General features: G+C 73.0%; 17 protein-coding genes. 6 read left to right on the top strand and 11 right to left on the bottom strand.

Annotated features, from left to right (window positions below):
* Positions 1-75: 75 nt before the first annotated feature.
* From ACH4S7_RS24750 to dhaK, 5 genes are all read right to left on the bottom strand, one after another.
* The gene (locus tag ACH4S7_RS24750) at positions 76-708 is read right to left on the bottom strand and encodes a class F sortase (protein ID WP_398523446.1); all 633 of its coding nucleotides are present in this window, start codon (positions 706-708) and stop codon (positions 76-78) included.
* A 20-nt stretch (positions 709-728) separates the two neighbouring features.
* Positions 729-1,400: a hypothetical protein gene (locus tag ACH4S7_RS24745; RefSeq protein WP_398523445.1), complete on the bottom strand. Its 672-nt coding sequence runs from the start codon at positions 1,398-1,400 to the stop codon at positions 729-731.
* Between the two features lie 121 nt (positions 1,401-1,521).
* The gene (locus ACH4S7_RS24740; RefSeq protein WP_398523444.1) at positions 1,522-1,929 is read right to left on the bottom strand and encodes a PTS-dependent dihydroxyacetone kinase phosphotransferase subunit DhaM; all 408 of its coding nucleotides are present in this window, start codon (positions 1,927-1,929) and stop codon (positions 1,522-1,524) included.
* Positions 1,930-2,004: 75 nt separating this feature from the next.
* Entirely contained in the window at positions 2,005-2,610 is a 606-nt protein-coding gene (gene dhaL / locus ACH4S7_RS24735; protein WP_398523443.1) for a dihydroxyacetone kinase subunit DhaL, read from the bottom strand.
* Positions 2,611-2,646: 36 nt separating this feature from the next.
* Positions 2,647-3,639: a dihydroxyacetone kinase subunit DhaK gene (gene dhaK, locus ACH4S7_RS24730; protein WP_398523553.1), complete on the bottom strand. Its 993-nt coding sequence runs from the start codon at positions 3,637-3,639 to the stop codon at positions 2,647-2,649.
* Positions 3,640-4,471: 832 nt separating this feature from the next.
* On the opposite strand from dhaK, the gene ACH4S7_RS24725 reads away from it, so the two are divergent.
* From ACH4S7_RS24725 to ACH4S7_RS24710, 4 genes are all read left to right on the top strand, one after another.
* Positions 4,472-4,903, top strand: coding sequence for a PPOX class F420-dependent oxidoreductase (locus ACH4S7_RS24725; protein ID WP_398523442.1), 432 nt, complete (start codon positions 4,472-4,474; stop codon positions 4,901-4,903).
* 838 nt (positions 4,904-5,741) lie between these two features.
* Positions 5,742-6,905 carry a Kelch repeat-containing protein gene (locus tag ACH4S7_RS24720; RefSeq protein WP_398523441.1) on the top strand — a complete coding sequence of 388 codons (1,164 nt, stop codon included), beginning with the start codon at positions 5,742-5,744 and terminating at the stop codon, positions 6,903-6,905.
* 88 nt (positions 6,906-6,993) lie between these two features.
* Positions 6,994-8,247, top strand: coding sequence for a hypothetical protein (locus tag ACH4S7_RS24715; protein ID WP_398523440.1), 1,254 nt, complete (start codon positions 6,994-6,996; stop codon positions 8,245-8,247).
* A 441-nt stretch (positions 8,248-8,688) separates the two neighbouring features.
* On the top strand, positions 8,689-9,576 hold the full coding sequence (locus tag ACH4S7_RS24710) for a universal stress protein (protein ID WP_398523439.1): 888 nt from the start codon (positions 8,689-8,691) through the stop codon (positions 9,574-9,576).
* Positions 9,577-9,647: 71 nt separating this feature from the next.
* Here the strand turns inward: ACH4S7_RS24710 and ppk2 are convergent, their stop codons facing one another.
* The 3 genes from ppk2 to ACH4S7_RS24695 form a co-directional block, all read right to left on the bottom strand.
* A complete protein-coding gene (gene ppk2, locus ACH4S7_RS24705; RefSeq protein WP_398523438.1) occupies positions 9,648-10,469 on the bottom strand; it encodes a polyphosphate kinase 2 in 822 nt (273 codons plus the stop codon).
* A gap of 134 nt (positions 10,470-10,603) precedes the next feature.
* Entirely contained in the window at positions 10,604-11,284 is a 681-nt protein-coding gene (locus ACH4S7_RS24700; protein ID WP_398523437.1) for a response regulator, read from the bottom strand.
* A gap of 122 nt (positions 11,285-11,406) precedes the next feature.
* Complete coding sequence (locus tag ACH4S7_RS24695) at positions 11,407-11,850, bottom strand: Crp/Fnr family transcriptional regulator (RefSeq protein ID WP_398523552.1); 444 nt, start codon at positions 11,848-11,850, stop codon at positions 11,407-11,409.
* 235 nt (positions 11,851-12,085) lie between these two features.
* Between ACH4S7_RS24695 and ACH4S7_RS24690 the strand changes: the two genes are divergently transcribed.
* Positions 12,086-13,825 (top strand): GAF domain-containing protein, encoded by a 1,740-nt coding sequence (locus ACH4S7_RS24690; RefSeq protein ID WP_398523436.1) that lies wholly within the window; start codon positions 12,086-12,088, stop codon positions 13,823-13,825.
* A gap of 468 nt (positions 13,826-14,293) precedes the next feature.
* Positions 14,294-15,049 (top strand): class E sortase, encoded by a 756-nt coding sequence (locus ACH4S7_RS24685; protein ID WP_398523435.1) that lies wholly within the window; start codon positions 14,294-14,296, stop codon positions 15,047-15,049.
* A gap of 116 nt (positions 15,050-15,165) precedes the next feature.
* On the opposite strand, the gene ACH4S7_RS24680 is transcribed toward ACH4S7_RS24685, so the two are convergent.
* From ACH4S7_RS24680 to ACH4S7_RS24670, 3 genes are read right to left on the bottom strand one after another with little or no spacing between them, the layout of a single operon-like run.
* On the bottom strand, positions 15,166-15,975 hold the full coding sequence (locus ACH4S7_RS24680) for an ABC transporter permease (RefSeq protein ID WP_398523434.1): 810 nt from the start codon (positions 15,973-15,975) through the stop codon (positions 15,166-15,168).
* A complete protein-coding gene (locus ACH4S7_RS24675) occupies positions 15,965-16,942 on the bottom strand; it encodes an ABC transporter ATP-binding protein (protein WP_398523433.1) in 978 nt (325 codons plus the stop codon). The genes ACH4S7_RS24680 and ACH4S7_RS24675 overlap by 11 nt, the downstream gene beginning before the upstream one ends.
* Complete coding sequence (locus tag ACH4S7_RS24670) at positions 16,935-17,378, bottom strand: PqqD family protein (protein ID WP_398523432.1); 444 nt, start codon at positions 17,376-17,378, stop codon at positions 16,935-16,937. Before ACH4S7_RS24670 ends, ACH4S7_RS24675 begins: the two co-directional genes overlap by 8 nt.
* Positions 17,379-17,389: the final 11 nt, after the last annotated feature.

Raw genomic sequence — 17,389 nt, 5'->3', positions numbered from 1 at the left:
GGGAAACCCCTTGGGAGGGTGGGCACCGGGCGGGGGCCGCCGGGTGCCCCGGCCGGGGCACCCGGGCGCGGAGGTTCAGCGGACCCCGACCAGACGGGCGGAGACCACCACGTTGTCGTCGTACCCGGTCCGCTCGGAGAACCGACCGGCGCAGGTGATCAGACGCAGCTCCGGCCGGGGCCCGTCCCGGTAGACACGGTCGGCGGGAAAGCCCCGCTGGGCGTGGACCTCGACGCCGTAGACGGAGAAGACCGCCGTACGACCGTCCTCGCGGAGGATCTCCACCCGGCTCCCCCGTTCGAGTGAGCCGAGCAGATAGAAGACGGCCGGCCCCTTCGTACTGTCGACATGTCCGACGATCACGGAGGTACCGCGCTCACCCGGGGCGACGGCACCCGTGTACCAGCCGGCGAGCCGGGCCCGCTCCGGTGGCGGGGCCTCGATCCGGCCGTCTCCGGCGAGACCGACCCGGCTCACCGGGGCGTCCACCCGCAACGACGGCACGATGATCCGCCGGGGCGGGGAGTGCGGGAGCGGGCCGGGTGCGGACAGCCCGGTCGCGACGGCCGGCCGGGGCGCCGTGAGGACGGAGCCCGGCCGGGGCGGCCCGGCGTCCGACCCGCTCGCACCGGCGCGCAGCAGGAAGACGCCGAGCAGCAGCAGACAGAGCAGGGTGAACCAGGCACCGCGCCGGGAGGCCGTGTCCATACCGGGTCGCCGTCCGGGCGTCAGACGCCGTCCACCGCGCGCCGGCGCAGCAGCACGGCGCTCCCGCCGACCGCGCCCGCGACGAGGGCGGAGCCGACGCCGAGCCACACCGGATCCGGACCGGTCAGGCTGCCCCCCGAGCCCGCGGCCACGCCACCGCCGGGCTTCACGGGGAGGTCCGGGAGATGGGATCCGCCCCCGGGGTCCGTGAACGGATCGGCGCCGGTGTGGGCGCCGGGGTCAGGTACCGGGACGGTACCGGGATCGGTGAACGGATCGGCGCCGGTGCGCGTCCCGGGCTCGGCCGACGTGCCGTAATCCGCCTGGGTCACGGAACCGCCGACGGTCAGTGCGGCGGTCCCGCGCTCACCCTGACAGTCGAAGGTGACGTCGTAATCGGTCCCCGGCTTGGCCTTCTCGGAGATCTTCGCGCTGCCGGGCAGCCCCTCGGTGAGGGTGACCGTATCGAAGGCGTCCGACGAGACCGTCACGGCCGCCGACGGACACTCGACGGCGTTCAGCGTCACGGTGCCACCGGGCGCGACCCGCGCGGGCGAGACCGTGAAGCCGAACGAGGTGACGCTGGTCCCGCTACCGCTCCCACCGGGGTCCGCGAGTGCGGCCGGCGCACCGAGGGCGAGCGCGGCGGTGGTTCCGGCGAGGGTGAGGGACGCGATACGTAGGGCCCGCATGGTCAGCTCTCCGATGGTAGGAAACGCACCAGCGGGACCGACGCTAGGCAGCGGGCCGGGGCGCCGCCACTCCTGGGGGGCCGAACGGCACCCGCCCCGTCCCCGCCTCGCCCGCGTCCCGTCATTCCTTCCGGTAGTCGTACGCCTCCGCCGCCGCGGCCTCCACCGCGTCCAGATCGCCGCCCACCGAAGCCGTCACCACGGCGCCGACAGCACCCTCCACGAACGGCGCGTCCACCAGCCGGGCCCCCTCCGGGAGTTCGTCACCCTCGGCCATCATGGACTTCACCGTCAGGACCGCACTGCCGAGATCGACCAGGATGGCGACGCCCGCACCCCGGTCGACGGAGGCCGCCGCCGCCGCTATCAGCTCGGAACTCGTGCCCAGACCGCCGTCGGGGGTGCCGCCCGCCGAGGCGACCGGGGCGGTGCCGCCGCCCGCGAGCCGTACGGCCAGCTCCGCGACGGACCGCGCCACCTCGGCGCTGTGGGAGACCAGGACTATGCCGACCTGCTTGCCCTCACTCATTCCGCCACCTCCGCGTCGTGCCGGACCGGGAAAGGCCGGCTCGCCCGCCCTCGCGGGCCCGGGCCGCCTCTCCGCTCATTCCACCATCTCCGCGAGCGCGGCGACGAGCAGCGCCGACGAGGTCGCCCCCGGATCCTGGTGCCCGATGCTGCGCTCGCCCAGATAGCTCGCCCTGCCCTTGCGGGCCTGGAGCGGAGTGGTCCCCTGCGCACCCTTCTCGGCGGCGTCGCGGGCCGCCGCGAACGACGCGGTGGTGTCCTCCAGCGCCGCGACGGCCGGTTCCAGGGCGTCCAGCATCGTCTTGTCCCCGGGCTTCGCCCCACCGAGCTGCGCCACGGCTGCGACACCGGCCCGCAGGGCGTCGGCGAACTGCTCGGGGGTCACCTCGGGGGCGTCCCCGAGCGCTTTGCCCGCCCGGCGCAGCAGCGTCCCGTAGAGCGGTCCGGAGGCACCGCCCACCGTAGCGATCAGCTCCTTGCCCGCCAGGACCAGCACGGCCCCCGGGGTCGCGGGCGTCTCCCGCTCCAGCGCCGCGGTCACTGCCGCGAACCCGCGCTGGAGGTTGCTGCCGTGGTCGGCGTCACCGATCGCAGAGTCGAGCTCCGTGAGTCTCCCGGCCTCCTGGTCCACCAGCGCGGTGGACATGATCAGCCAGCGTCGGAAGAAGTCGGCGTCGAGCACATCAACCTCCTGTGATGAGTCGGTTCCCGGGCCGATTCAGATGCCCCAGCGGAGCGCGGCGGTTCGTACCGGCGCGTCCCAGAGTCGCAGCAGTTCATCGTCGACCTGGCAGATCGTCACCGAACAGCCTGCCATGTCGAGCGAGGTCACATAGTTTCCGACGAGGGTACGGGCCACGGACACACCTCGCTCGGTGAGAATCCGCTGCACCTCGGCGTTGAATCCGTACAGCTCCAGCAGGGGAGTGGCCCCCATGCCGTTGACGAGCACCAGGACGGGGCCGGTGGGCGTGCGGTCCTCCAGCACGGCCGCCACGACGTACTCCGCGATCTCCCGCGAGGTCATCATGGAACGGCGCTCGCGTCCCGGCTCTCCGTGGATCCCGATACCCAACTCCAGCTCACCGGGGGGTAGTTCGAAGGTCGGGGTGCCCTTGGCCGGGGTGGTGACGGCGCTGAGCGCGACGCCGAAGCTCCGCGAGGTGTCGTTCACCCGCTGGCCGATCTCCTCGACCTGCTCCAGCGGCGCCCCGGCCGCCGCGGCGGCCCCGGCGATCTTCTCCACGAAGAGCGTCGCGCCCGTGCCGCGCCGGCCCGCCGTGAAGAGGCTGTCGACCACCGCCACATCGTCGTGGACCAGCACTCTGCCGAGCCGGATGCCCTCCTCCTCGGCCAGTTCGGCGGCCATGTCGAAGTTGAGGACGTCGCCGGTGTAGTTCTTGACGATGAACAGCACGCCCTGTCCGCTGTCGACGGCACCCGCCGCGCGCAGCATCTGGGCCGGTACGGGACTGGTGAAGACCTCACCGGGACAGGCCGCCGACAGCATTCCGGGGCCCACGAACCCGCCGTGCAGCGGTTCATGTCCCGATCCACCGCCGGAGACGATCCCCACCTGTCCCGCGACGGGCGCGTCCCGCCGCATGATCACCCGGTTCTCCACATCGACCAGGAGGTCGGGGTGTGCCGCCGCCATGCCCCGTAGGGCGTCGTCAACGACGGTCTCGGGACCATTGATCAGCATTCTCAACGCGATCTCCTCGGCAGGCTGGCGGATGAGCCTTTGAACTGCGTTCACGCGGTTCAGGGCGGTTCGAGCAAGCGGTGATCCTGGCGGTACCTGATGACCGGCGGTGAGGTCACCCCCTGGCGGGGGCTGACACCGACCTCGCGCCGACGTTTCTGATGGCTGGTCAGGGTGGTGCGGCCCGGCGGCGTCCGTCCAGTATGCGCGGGAGACGGGCGGGGGAGGAGTCGGGTGCGGCTGTTGGGGCGAGCCCGGGAGTGTCACCGGTCGTGCTCGGCGGGTCGGGAGCGAGTCACCGAGACGGGGCGCGTCCGCGTGCGCAGGGGCGTGGGCCGGCTGCTCGCCCAAGGGTTTCGGGTGGGAGCGGGGTCCGTCCGGGCTGGGGGCTCCGGGCCTCCGCCCGCCTTCGCCCGGGGTGGGCACGGCTCAGGTCCTGTCCGTACGGTCGGGGGACGCGGGCGGACTCCGCCGCGCGGGTGAGTCGCCTCCTCGCGGGAGCGGTGTCGCGCTCCCGCGGGAGCGGATGGGAGGGGCGGGGTCGCCTTCGCCGTCGGTCCGGGCGTTGCCCAGCCGGCCTCGATCGAGCCGGGCGGGATCGAACCGGCCGGCGACAGCCGAAGCCCGCCGCCGAGTAGGGAATCGACCGAAGGAACGAGCCGAAGGAACGGACCGAAGGAACCGACCAGCCGCACCGCCCGAAGGCGTCGGCCGGTGCGGCGCTGGTGGGCAGGGCCGGCCGAAAGGTGTCGGCCGCGGCGGAACCAGCGGTGGGCCGATCGGTGGATCCGGCCGCCGAGCCGGAATACACCGGATCCGGAGACGGGTTGGGGCCGGTATGGCAGACACATCGTTCGACCCGTACGCGCTCCTCGCCCACAGCCGGCTCGGCGTCCTCGCGACGATCAAGTCCGACGGCCGCCCCCAGCTCTCCCCCGTGATGCCGTCGTACGACCGCGCCACCGGTGTCATCCGGGTGTCGACGACCGAGGGCACCGCGAAGATCGCCAACCTGCGCCGGGACCCACGCGCCACGCTGGAGGTGACCAGCCCGGACGGCCGGGCCTGGGCCACCGCCGAGGGCACGGCCACCATCGTCGGCCCGGGCACCGACCCCCGTGGTCCCGAGGTCCAGGCGCTGGTGGACTACTACCGTGCGGCGGCCGGCGAGCACCCGGACTGGGACGAGTACCGGTCGGTCATGGTGTCCGAGCGGAGAGTGCTGATGACGATGACGGTCGACCACATCTACGGCGCCCACATCGGTTGACCGCCGGGGGGCCCGACCTCCACCCGCTCGCCGACCCCTGACCGAACCTGGTCAGGGGTCCTCCGACCGGAGCTTCATGGCAACGGACCATGGGGTGAAGGAGGTTGGGGGCGTCTCCTGCGCATCAGGGGTCCGCCGCTGGACGCGGCATGCGTGAAGCGGGCCTGTTCGGTGTGGCGGCGCTGACCCACCGCGCGGGGCCGGGGCGGTGCGGGGGACGGGCGGACGGAAGCGCCGGACGGGAGCGACACCGGAGGCTGCGGGAGCGGGCGCGGGGCCGACACCTGACGGCGCCATGCGCCCCTTCCCACAGCCCTCCCCGCTGTTGTCCCACTGCCGTACCGGAGGCGGTCGTGGTGGAAGCCCCCCGGAGGATCGTTCACTCCTTGGGGTGGCTCTCCGACCGGGCTGTTGATGCTGTGGTGCTCCGAGGGTCACAGTAAGCGTCGAGTTCCCGGGTATCGCGATGACCCGGCCGCTCATCGGCCGGACGGCGGCCGTGTCGATCGTCGACACACCGGTCGACGCGGTGTGCGGCTGAGTGCGATGAAGCCTGGCCGCGCGCTCGCCGCGCCGGTGCGCGCGCCCGGTGGCGGAAGGGTGGACCTGATGTTCGGCGCGGACCGCTCGGCCGAGACCCCACCATCCCCGTACCAATGCCCCCACCGCCCCCTGTGCGGTGCGCTCGTGGGGAGTGCGCCGGGGGATCCGGACCGCCGCCGTACCCGCCCGCCCGGCCGTCTCCTCCCCAGGGGGACGGTTCGCCCCGCCGTACGGACGCCCCCGGTCGGGGGCCTGGCGCCATGAGCACGGCCATCACCACGAAGGGTTCGACGCCATGACCACCCCCGCACTGGCGGCCACCGGACGGTGGACGAGGACCGGTGATCTGCCCACGGCGGCCAGTTGGTACGGACAGTACGACGGTGCCGTCCTGCTGCGCAGCGGCAAGGTGCTCCTGGTGGGCGGCGCGGACGGACGGGGCGCCCCGGTCGCCGCGACCGCGCTCTACGACCCGGCCGCCGCCCGGTGGACGGCGGGCGCTCCCCTGCGGTCACCCCGGCGACTGCACACCGTGACCCGGCTCGACGACGGAAGGGTGCTCGTCGCTGGGGGTACGGGTGGGGCGTCGCCGCTGTCGCCCAGTCCGGCGACCGCGGAACTCTACGACCCGGTGACCGACACCTGGAGCCGGGCCGGGGATCTGCGCGAAGCGCGCCGAGGACACAGCGCCGTCCTCCTGGAGAACGGGAAGGTGCTGGTGGCGGGTGGTGTCGCGGCCGGCTCCCGCGATCCGGCCGACGGTCTGCGCTCGGTGGAGCTCTACGACCCGGCCACCGACGCCTGGAGCCCGGCCGCGCCGATGGCCCGCGCCCGTACCGGCCACTCCGCCGTACGGTTCACCGGCGGACGGGTGATCGTCTGCGGCGGCGCCGTGCCGCCCGCCCGGACCGGGGAGACCGCGCTCGGCCCCTGCGAGCTGTACACCCCGGCCACCGACTCCTGGGCGCCCACCGGCAGTCTGCTGGAGCCCCGGAGCGACCATCAGACGGTGCCGGTGACACACACGGCGGCGCTCGTCGTCGGCGGCGCCACCCCCGGTGCCCCGGAGGACGGCGCCCACGACCCGTACGGCACGCTGACGACCGAGCGCTATGAGCTGGCGACCGGCCTGTGGACGGCGCTGCCACCGATGCCCGGCGGTCGGGGCGCGCACCGCGTCGTACCGCTGGGACCCACCACCTTCCTGCTGATCGGCGGCACCGCCGACGTCCACGACAACGTCGGCTACCAGAGCGCCCTGATCCTCGACAGCGCGGCCAGGACCTGGACGCCGGCGGCCGGCTCGCTCACCGGCCGGTGGGCCTTCGCGGCCGTGGCGCTCGCCGACGGCAGGGTCCTCGTCACCGGCGGCACCGTGCACTCCGGGCTCGCCGCCGCCGATCCGGACACCGATGAACTGACCGCCACCACGGAGATCTTCACCATCGGGGGTCCATGACCCCGGTCGCGGTGGCGTGCCGGTGCAACGGAGTGAGACACCGTCATGGCGCGGCCAGCGCGACATATCGGGAGTTTAGGGTCGCACCATGGCAATCGACAGACTCACGGTCAGTACCGTGCCGGGGCTCATCGACGCGCTGAGCGGCGCCGGGGGCGCGGCCGACATCCTGATCGAGGGACGGCTGCGCGGGGTGCCGCCCCTGACCCTGCCCGGGGGAGTGGCGCTGCACGGCGCGGGTCCTGGTGCGGCGCTCGTCTTCGACCAGGGCGGGGACGGGCTCCGCCTCACCCGGGACAACCGGGTCGGTGGCCTCCGGCTGGAGACCGCGCCCGCCGCCCGGGCGATCCACAACGACACCGCGGTCGACACCCTGGGCACCCTGGAACTGCGCGAGGTGTCCACCGTGGGGCGGGTCGAACTGCTCGCCCGCGAGCGGGTCCGCGCCGGACACGTCCGCGTCGACGGCCTCGACATCGAGGCGGCGGACGCCCGTGAGTGCCTGCCGCGACCCCGCGGATACAACGTCGAGGTCATTCAGGGCGCCTTCACCCTCTACAACCAGCAGACCGACCCGGCCGCCCTGATCACCTGCGAGCTGACCGGGCTGACGGCCGGACGGGACGGTGCGCCGGTGCGCGGCGGTGGCGTCTTCGTGTCCGGCACCGACGGCGGCGGTCGGGTGACGGGCGAGCGGCTGCACACCGGCCCGGTCTTCTCCGACGGGGGTATCCCGGCCGGTACCCCCGGACAGATCAGCGGTGGCGTCTTCGTCGTGTACGCGTCGGTGCGGGAGGTCGTCAACCACGGCCCGGTGACCACCTACGGCGTCAATGACATGGTGCTCGACCTGTGGGGCGAGGTGGGGAGCTGGACCGCCCACGCGCCGATCACCTCGTACGGCCCCAGCGGTATCGGGTTCGTCCTCTTCGGCACCCTGCGGCGGCTGGCCGTGCACGCGCCGATCGAGACCTTCGGGCTCGGCGCACGCGCTTTCAACGTCTACGACGGCACCGTGGAGACCGCCGAGTTCGACCGGATCGTCACCCACGCGGACGCCGCGGTCGGCATCCAGATCAGCAAGCCGGTCGGCACCATCACCGTACGCCGGGGCATCGAGACCCACGGCGCGAGCGGCGAGAGCCTGGTCAAAGGCGAACTCATGACCCTGGCCGCCACCGCCCTCAGCCTCAAACCGGGCGCCCGCGCCCGGCTCGTCCGCGTCGACGGCGGTATCACCACCCACGGTCCGGGCACCCCGGCGGTGGAGGTCCTGGGCTCCGTCGGGGAACTCGACATCAACGGCCCCATCACCACCAGGGATCCGTCGCCGGACGGCTGACCGGCCGGCCCGTCCGCCGCCTCGGGACGTACGGAGGGGGAAACGGCTCAGCGCACCCCGGCCCGGCCCGATCCACGGCCGTGCCGGTCCACATTCGGCCGACTCGAAGACCGAACCGGCAGCCGGGCGCGGGATCGTTCGGCGGGGTCGCCGGGCGCGGGATGGGTCGCCGGGGTCGCCGCGCACGGGTGTCGGGTGACTGTGGCCCCCGCCCGCCGGAACCCGCTGCCGAACCTGCCGCCGAACCCGCGCCGCCCCGCCCGCATCCGACGGCCCGTCACCCGATCGGGCCCTTCGGCCAGGGCCGGTCGGGCCGCGGCGCGGGACCTGAGTCCGCCGTTGAGGGACCTGCGACCCCTCGCACCCGCGTGTATCCGCGGCCATGCTGGATACGGGATCAAGAAACGGAAGTGATCCCATCCGCTCCAGGAGGTGTGCATCATGTCCCGCACCGTCACAGTCGGCCTCGACGGTTCCCGCGAGAGCCTGGCCGCCGCCGAGTGGGCGGCCCGCGAAGCGAAGCTGCGCGGGCTGCCCCTGCGGCTGGTCAACGTCTGGGAAACGGTGCCCCTGGTCCAGGCGCCCTTCCTGGGCGGCGAGACCCAGCAGCACTGGTCCGAGCAGATCCCCCGGGAAGCCTCCGAAGCGCTGCGGCTGCGCCACCCCGAACTCGACGTCACCGCCGAACAGCTCACCGGCCGGCCCGCCGAGGTCCTCACCGAGGCGGCCGGGGAGGCCGATCTGCTGGTCCTCGGCTCCCGGGGCCTGAGCGGCATCGGCGGCTATCTCGTCGGCTCGGTCGGGCAGGCCGTCATCGCCCGCGCCGAGCGCCCGGTCGTGCTGGTCCGTCCCGCGGAGCCGACGGGCGACGGCGAAGCGGCGGCGGAGGAGGCGCAGGAGGTCCCGTACGGCCCGGTCGTCCTGGGGCTCGACACCAACGACCCCTACGACGAGCTGATTGAGTTCGCCTTCGACGCGGCCGGACGGCGGTCCACACCCCTGCGCGTCGTCCACGGCTGGAACCTGCCGCCCTACTTCGCCTACGGGCTGCCGCCCGACCCCGAGCTGAACGACCGGCTCGCCGAGGAGGAGGCCGCCACCCTCGCGGAGACGCTGAGCCCCTGGCGGCGCAAGTACCCCTCGGTCGAGGTGGTCGAGGAGTCCCGGCCGGGCAAGGCCGTGGACCAGCTCGTGGACGCATCGCGGGACGCCGCCCTGCTGGTCGTCGGGCGTCGGGTGCGGCGTTCGCCCTTCAGCCGCATCGGATCCGTCGCCCACGCCGTACTGCACCACGCCACCGCGCCCGTCGCAGTCATCCCCCACCCGTGAGGCGGTGACTCCCCCGCCCCTCGCCGGGGGAGTGGCCCCCGGCGGGGGGCCCGAGCCGCCGTTCGTGGTCGTTACGAGGCGATGAGGCTCGCCGCGTGATCGGGGACATAGGTCTGGAGATCGCGTGGCGGGCGGGTGTACCCGGTGGACGGCGGGCGGTCCGGAATCTCGATCACAGGGAGCGGCACCTCGCGGTACGGCACCGACGACAGCAGATGGGCGATCATATTGAGCCGCGCCCGACGCTTGTTGTCGCTCTCGACGACGTACCAGGGCGCCTCGGGGATGTCCGTGTGCACCAGCATCTCGTCCTTGGCCCGGGAGTACGCCTCCCACCGGGTGATCGACTCCAGATCCATCGGCGAGAGCTTCCAGCGCCGGGTCGGATCGGTCAGCCGGCGCCGGAACCGCTCCTCTTGGACGGCGTCGCTCACCGAGAACCAGTACTTGCGCAGCAGGATCCCGTCCTCCACCAGCATCCGCTCGAAGATGGGGCACTGGTGCAGGAAGCGCTGGTGCTCGGCCGGGGTGCAGAAGCCCATCACCTGCTCCACACCGGCCCGGTTGTACCAGCTCCGGTCGAAGAGGGCGATCTCCCCGGCGGCCGGCAGGTGTTCGATGTACCGCTGGAAGTACCACTGCGTCCGCTCGCGCTCCGTCGGCTTGGGCAGCGCTACCGTCCGGGCGACTCGCGGATTGAGATGCTCAGCGACCCGTTTGATGGTGCCGCCCTTGCCGGCTGCGTCCCGGCCCTCGAAGACCACCACCAGCCGCACGCCCTCCACGCGCACCCACTCCTGAAGCTTCACCAGCTCCGTCTGGAGCCTCAGGAGTTCCTGTTCGTACACGGAGCGCGGCAGTGTCGCCGCGGATCGTGCCTTCTTGCCCGCCATACGCTCTCCCCAGCTCGGTGATGTTCTCCACCGACCCTAGGGCGTGTCTGACGGATCTTCCTGGGCTCCCGTCCGTCGGCACGCGCCGGCACGCACACTCCTCGGCCGCTGTCCGAACGGATCCAGCCGGGCGGTCAGTGCGGCCGGGGGGTGAACCGGGTGGCGAGGACGGCCGCCTGGATGCGGCGCTCGACGCCCAGCTTGGCGAGCAGCCGGGAGATGTGGTTCTTGACGGTCTTCTCCGAGAGATAGAGCCGCTGGCCGATCTGCCGGTTGGTCAGCCCCTCACCGATCAGGGCGAGGATCTCCGCCTCCCGCTCGGTCAGCCCGCTCAGCGGCGTCGCCGCCTCGGCGGGCTCGTCCGGCGCCCGCAGACTGCTCATCAGCCGCGCCGTGGTGGCCGGGTCGAGCATGGACTGTCCGGAGGCCACCGTCCGGACCGCCGTCACCAGGTCCGAGCCCTTGATCTGTTTGAGCACATAGCCCGCCGCGCCCGCCATGATCGCGTCGAGCAGGGCATCGTCGTCGTCGAACGAGGTCAGCATCAGACAGGCGATCCCCGGCATCCGCGACCGCAGCTCCCGGCAGACGGTGATGCCGTCGCTGTCCGGCAGCCGGATGTCGAGCACGGCGACGTCGGGGCGGAGGGCGGGACCCCGCACCAGCGCCTGTGCACCGGATCCGGCCTCGCCGACCACCACGATGTCCGGTTCGGCGCCCAGCAGATCGTGCACGCCGCGGCGGACGACCTCGTGGTCGTCGAGGAGGAAGACCCGTATCGGGCGCTGCGCGGAGAAGGCGGTCGAGGCGGTCACGTGAGGGGCTCCCTGGTTCTTCGGTGTCCGTTACGAGGGTGCCCCCGGCCGGCCGGGGAGCGCCAGGGGCCGAATGGCCCCCTCGCCCCGGAGCCGGTCTCCCCCCACCGGGGGAGGGGCGCCTATCCTCGCGCGCTCGTCCCGCCGCCGTGGGGCGCGTACAGGTCCAGCAGCCGGGTCCTGGCCGACTGGAGCCGGTGGGCGAGGACCGAGCCGACCCACAGGGCGACCTCGTGCCCGAACCACGGGTCGGCGTCGCACATGCCCCGTACGTCCGCCGCGTCGAACTGGAGCGCCCGTACGGGGGTCGTCGCCTCCGCGCCCATATGCCACACGGCCGGCCGGTACAGCCAGGACCATCCGACGAGTTCGCCGTGGGCCAGGGATTCGATCACCGGTCGGCGGCGGCCGGGGACCCGGATGTCGAGGGTGATCAGACCGGTCCGTACGACCCAGAACCGGTCAGCGTGGCCGCCCTCGTCGAAGAGTCTGGTCCCCTGCGGGAAGCTCACCTCGGTGGCCATCCGCATCAGTTGGTTCCGGTGCTCCGTCGGAAGAGCGCTCATGGTGGTGGTCGGACTCGTCACGGTCCCCTCGCCTTCTCCCCGTTCCCGCTTCCGTACCCGGTCGCGGCCCCTGTCGGTACGGCTCCAGCGTCCACCGCCGGGGCGCCGGAACCACAGGTGCCGGCCGGGGCCGGAGTGGGGGCCGAACGGCCCTGACGCACGGCCGGGTTCCGGCGGGCGATACCGTGCGAGTGGCCCTGGCGGGCCGGGTCGGGTGGAGAGTCTCGGAGGGCTCATGAGTGGGGACGGACAGGGTGCGGGCCGGCTGCCGCGCCTGCGGTTCGACGAGCTGCTGGACGAACTACAGTCCCGTATCGACGATGTACGGGGCACCAGGGACCGGCTGAACGGGCTGCTGGAAGCCGTGCTGTCGGTGGGGCGGGAGCTGGATCTGCCCCAAGTGCTGCGCGGGATCGTGGAGGCCGCCGTCGTCCTGGTCGACGCCGGATACGGGGCCCTCGGGGTCGTCGGCGCCGACCACCGGCTCGTCCAGTTCCTGCCGGTGGGCATCAGCGACGAGCAGTGCGCCAGGATCGGCGATCTGCCGTCCGGACACGGGCTGCTCGGGGAACTGGTCCGGCATCCGGAGGCGCTGCGGTTGGCGGATCTGTCGGACCATCCCGCGTCGTCCGGCTTCCCACCGCACCACCCGCCGATGCACTCGTTCCTCGGGGTGCCCATTCGCGTACGCGACGAAGTCTTCGGAAATCTGTATCTGACGGAGAAGCGCGACGGCGGCGAGTTCGATGCCGAGGACGAGGCGGTGCTGTCGACCCTCGCCGTCGCGGCCGGTATCGCCGTCGAGAACGCCCGTCTCTTCGAGGAGGTACGGCTCCGGGAGCGCTGGCTCTCCGCGAGCGCCGAGCTGACCAGCGCCCTGCTCTCCGGATCGTCCCAGCGCCAGGTGCTGGAGACGATGATCGAACGGGCCCGCGGGATAACCGCCACCGAACTGGGCGTCGTCTACCTGGTGGAGCGCGGCGGCGGCCTCCGCGCCGAGCTGGCGTTCGGACCCGGCGCCGACGCGCACCGGGGGATCGCGCTGCCGGGTGAGGGGGCATCGGCCGGCACGGGGACCCTGGCGGGGGTGGCGCTCGCCGAGGGCGCCCTGATCACCGCCGTTGACGTGGCCGACGACGACCGGGTGACCTTCGAGGCGGGCCGCTGGGCGGGTTTCGGGCCCGCCGTCGCCGTACCGATCGGCACGAAGGGCCGGGTCAGGGGTGTTCTCCTGCTCGCCCGCAAGTCGGGGCGGCCTCCGTTCACCGACGCGGAGACCGCTCCGCTGTCGGGCTTCGCGGGGCAGGCCGCGCTCGCCCTGGAACTTGCCGACCGGCGCCGTGACGCCGAACAGATGGCGCTGCTGGCGGACCGGGACCGGATCGCCCGCGATCTGCACGATCTGGCGATCCAGCGGTTGTTCGCCACGGGGATGACCCTCCAGAGCGCGGGCCGGTTCGTGGAGCATCCGGAGGCCACAGAGCGGCTGGTGCGGGCGATCGACGACCTGGACGACACCATCAAAATCATCCGCTCGACCATCTTCGGGCTGCGTGAGCGTGAGACGCCCAACGCGTCGCCCGGTCTCCGGGTCCGCGCGGTACGGGCGCTCGAACAGGCGGCCGGGACGCTGGGCTTCGCGCCCGCGCTGCGGATGGAGGGGCTGATCGACACGGATGTGCCGCGCCCGGTCGCGGACGAGGTCGTGGCGGTGCTGGGGGAGGCGCTGACCAATGTGGCCCGACATGCGCGGGCGACGAAGGCGGAGGTCTCGCTGGTGGTGCGGTCCGGAACGCTCACCGTGGCGGTTGTGGACGACGGGGTGGGCGTACCGGCGGTGGCGGAGGGTCGGCGCGGCGGGCTGCGCAATCTGGCGGAGCGGGCGGACCGACTGGGCGGGGAGATGACGGTCGCAGTGGCGGGGGCCGGCGGCACCCGGCTGGAGTGGCGGGTTCCGACGACGGCGGGGGAGTGAAACCGGACGGCGCGCGGTACTGGTGCCGTTGATTCTGTCGGTGTCGGTGTCGGTGCTGCCGGATGCGTCGGCGGTGGCAGTGTCGGTGCCCGCCGTGGACCGGTACCGCCATGGGCCGGGTGGTCTCGGTCGGGCGGCCCGGGAGTCCGGGGAATCGACAGATGCGCCCCCGTTGCCGTACCGGACCGGGTTCGGCATGGTGGAGGGAGGACGGGACCGTCCGCCGCCCGTGGCCGTAGCCGCCCACGGGCGGCGGACGGGGGACCCGGAGACGGTGACTCCGCCCAGGGTCCGAGGCGACAGGTCGTCCCCGGGCCCGTGAACGACGTGTCGGGACACGGTCCGGAACCGGCGGGTCGGGACACGGTCCGGCCGGAAGTGACGGGTCGGGACACGGTCCGGAAGCATCGAGCCCGGATGTACTCGGATATGTCCGGACGCATCCCCAGGGATCGGAGGCCCCCGACCATGGCCGTTCCCCGCGCCCTCACCAGCGCCCTCACCACCGTGCTCGGCGCCTTGTTCGTCGGCTGTCTCGCTCTGCTCGTCGGCTGCGCCGACGCCGTCGGTGATCCGACCGCCGCCAGGGGCACCATGAGCGGCGAACGTGCCCCGAGCGACCTGAGCGCCCCCAGCACCCCCGAGCGCCCACTCCCGGTGGCGTCCGCACCGGCGCCGACACCGGTGCCGCCAAAGGACCGGACAGTGCCCGCGACCCTCGCCATCCCCGCGCTCGGCCTGGCGGACCTGCCGGTCGTCCCGTACGAGGGCACGACGGACGACACCCCGGGCACCGTGATCCAGAACCGCGGTGTGGCGGCCAGCCCCTACGGAGCGGACGGCGGGGTCGGCCCCGGCGAGATCGGCAACTACCTGGTGACGGCCCACCGGCTGTCCGCCGGCGGCCCCTTGCGCGATCTGCCGTCGCTGCGGAAGGGCGACACCGTGGTCGTGACGGCGGGCGGCCGGGTCCACACCTACGAGATCACCGAGACCCGGAGCACCTCCTTCCGCTCCGGACGCTCCCTCGCCGAACAGCGGGCGCCGGTCCCCGGGCAGCCCGGCGAGCGGCCCACCCGCGCGATGATCACGATCTCCACCTGCGCCACCCCGGAGGACGACGCGGCGGGGAACTTCTGGCGCGACGACCGGGGCAATCCGGAGCACCGCATCGACAAGATCGGTGTCCTGCGGGGCGCGCCGAGCCCGGCGCCCTCCCCCTGAACCCCGGCCCGGCGCCCTCCCCCTGAACCCCGGCCCGGCGCCCTCCCCCTGAACCCCGGCCGGGGTGCCTCCCCCTGAACCCCGGCCGGGCGGCAGGGCGCGTCAGGGCAGGGTGCTCACAACTCCCGGGCCCGTACCACCAGCGAACGTCCGAGCAGCGGCACCGTGACGGCGGCTATCCCGACGAGCACCAGCAGCCAGGGCCAGACCGCCCCGAAGCCGAAGAGCGCCCCTTCCCGGATGCCACGGATCCCGTAGGTGACAGGGTTGGCCCAGGACAGCCACTGGAGGACCGGCGCCATCCGGTCGACCGGGTAGAACGACGGACTGGAGAAGAGGAGGACGGGCGCCACGATGTTGATGGTGACGCTGAACCGCCGGAAGTCCGAGAACAGCGTGGCGAGCAGCAGATAGAGCCCGTTGAACGCCATCGAGGCGACCGCCGTCACACAGAGCACCGCCGCCCAGTGCGATGCCGGCCAGCGGAAGTCGAAGACGGTGATGGCCACCAGGAGGGCAGCCAGGCTCTGCGCCAGGATCAGCAGGGTGCTGGCGAGCAGTTTGCCGAGCACATAGCTCGCCCGCCCGAGCGGATAGGACCACAGCTCGACGTCCATCCGCCCCATGCGCTCCTGGAACAGCGAGGTCCCGGCGGTGGTGGCCGCCGCGAGCATCGAGGAGAGCAGCACCGCGGGCACGGCGAACTCGCTGTACGGGACCGTCCGGCCGCCGTACTCGACCTCGCCCACCAGATTGGCCAGGGAGGTCGCGAAGAGCAGCAGGTAGACGGCGCTCGGGACGATGGACAGCAGGAGATTGGTGCGGTTACGGGTCAGCAGGCAGTACTCGCGGTACATGGTGGCGGTCAGCCCGCCCCCGGGCAGTGCCGGCGCGGTGGCGGGCGCGGTGGTCAGGTCAACGCTCATGGCCGGCCCCCACGAGTTCCAGGAAGGCGTCCTCCAGCGACGGCGAGCGGTACTCGACGTCGTCGACCCCGATCCCCAGCTCCCGGGCGCCGGTGAGCAGCGCGGGCAGCCGGGTACGCACATCGGGGCCGGCGATCTCGACCCGTCCGTCCGTGACCGCCACCCGCAGCCCGGGGCAGTCGAGCTGGGCGCCGAGCGCGCCGGCCAGCCGGGTGGCGTCCCGCGAGCTGAGCGGGCGCAGCAGGGCGATCTGGCCGCCGAACCGCTCGGCGAGTTCACGGGGCGCCGCGTACTCGACCAGCCGCCCCCGGTCGATGATCAGCACCCGCTGGCAGTTGCGCTCCAGCTCCTCCACGTAGTGGCTGGTCCACAGCACGGTGGTGCCGTGCTCGCGGCGCAGCTCGGACAGCAGTTCCCAGACCTGGCGGCGGCCGGTCACATCGAGTCCGGCGGAGGGTTCGTCGAGCAGGAGCAGTGGCGGGGTGCCGAGCAGGGCACGGATCATCTGGAGGCGGCGCAGCTCACCGCCGGACAGGGTGAACACGAGCTGGGACGCCTTGCTGTCGAGCCCGAAGGCGCCGAGCGAATCGGTCGCCGCCGCGCGCACCTGGCGCCAGCGCAGCCCCTTGAAGGCGGCCGCGATGCGCAGGTTGTCGAGCACGGTCAGCATCATGTCGAACGGGCCGCTCTGGTGGACGACGCCGATGGCGCGTTTGGCGTGACCGCCCTTCGCGGCCGGGTCCGCCCCGAAGATCTCGATGGTGCCCCGGCACGGCACGGTGACCCCGCAGATCATTTTGGTGAGGGTGGTCTTGCCCGCGCCGTTGGCGCCCAGCAGTCCGACGACGGCTCCCGCCTCGATGTCGAAGGAGAGTCCGTCGACTGCGTTCCGGTCCATGTCCTGGTAGCGCTTGACCAGGTCACGGGCCCGGATCGCGGCCGGGGGGCGGGGGCCGGGCTCAGGCATCCGCCACGGCTTCCGTGCCGGAGCGCCGCTCGCCGTTCCCGGATGTCGCACCCGCGTCCGACCCTGCTTCCGAGCCCGCACCCGCGTCCGACCCTGCACCCGCACTCGATCCCGCTTCCGCCTCCGGGCCCGTCGCGCCGACCGTTCCGTCTGTTCCCCCCGCGCCGTCCTTGACGACCAGGCCCTGCCCGGTGAGCCGGGCGAGGAAGTCCGTGACATCCCGGCCGATCTCCGCCAGTTGCTCCGGGTCCTCGGCCCCGTACCGCCGGCCCACTTCGGCGGTGATGTCCTCGGCGCTCCGGCCCTCCGAGATCAGCAGCCACAGTTCGGTCGCGGTGCTGTTGAGGGTCTGGAATTCGCCCGACTCCGGTTCGTAGAGACGCACTTCCCCGTCCTCGGCCATCCAGACGACGTCCGGGTCGATCCGGTAGGTCATGGTGCTTCCCT

The organism is Streptomyces sp. NPDC020965 (assembly GCF_044333555.1).
Taxonomy (GTDB): Bacteria; Actinomycetota; Actinomycetes; order Streptomycetales; family Streptomycetaceae; genus Streptomyces.
Note: the sequence above shows the minus strand (reverse complement) of the source record. Positions and strands in the feature narration are given on the sequence as shown.

Excerpts from the sequence above, each read along its gene's own strand:
- ACH4S7_RS24750 (WP_398523446.1), bottom strand. The coding sequence starts at position 708 with ATGGACACGGCCTCCCGGCGCGGTGCCTGGTTCACCCTGCTCTGTCTG.
- ACH4S7_RS24745 (WP_398523445.1), bottom strand. The coding sequence starts at position 1,400 with ATGCGGGCCCTACGTATCGCGTCCCTCACCCTCGCCGGAACCACCGCC.
- ACH4S7_RS24740 (WP_398523444.1), bottom strand. The coding sequence starts at position 1,929 with ATGAGTGAGGGCAAGCAGGTCGGCATAGTCCTGGTCTCCCACAGCGCC.
- ACH4S7_RS24725 (WP_398523442.1), top strand. The coding sequence starts at position 4,472 with ATGGCAGACACATCGTTCGACCCGTACGCGCTCCTCGCCCACAGCCGG.
- ACH4S7_RS24720 (WP_398523441.1), top strand. The coding sequence starts at position 5,742 with ATGACCACCCCCGCACTGGCGGCCACCGGACGGTGGACGAGGACCGGT.
- ACH4S7_RS24715 (WP_398523440.1), top strand. The coding sequence starts at position 6,994 with ATGGCAATCGACAGACTCACGGTCAGTACCGTGCCGGGGCTCATCGAC.
- ACH4S7_RS24710 (WP_398523439.1), top strand. The coding sequence starts at position 8,689 with ATGTCCCGCACCGTCACAGTCGGCCTCGACGGTTCCCGCGAGAGCCTG.
- ppk2 (WP_398523438.1), bottom strand. The coding sequence starts at position 10,469 with ATGGCGGGCAAGAAGGCACGATCCGCGGCGACACTGCCGCGCTCCGTG.
- ACH4S7_RS24695 (WP_398523552.1), bottom strand. The coding sequence starts at position 11,850 with ATGAGCGCTCTTCCGACGGAGCACCGGAACCAACTGATGCGGATGGCC.
- ACH4S7_RS24690 (WP_398523436.1), top strand. The coding sequence starts at position 12,086 with ATGAGTGGGGACGGACAGGGTGCGGGCCGGCTGCCGCGCCTGCGGTTC.
- ACH4S7_RS24685 (WP_398523435.1), top strand. The coding sequence starts at position 14,294 with ATGGCCGTTCCCCGCGCCCTCACCAGCGCCCTCACCACCGTGCTCGGC.
- ACH4S7_RS24680 (WP_398523434.1), bottom strand. The coding sequence starts at position 15,975 with ATGAGCGTTGACCTGACCACCGCGCCCGCCACCGCGCCGGCACTGCCC.
- ACH4S7_RS24675 (WP_398523433.1), bottom strand. The coding sequence starts at position 16,942 with ATGCCTGAGCCCGGCCCCCGCCCCCCGGCCGCGATCCGGGCCCGTGAC.
- ACH4S7_RS24670 (WP_398523432.1), bottom strand. The coding sequence starts at position 17,378 with ATGACCTACCGGATCGACCCGGACGTCGTCTGGATGGCCGAGGACGGG.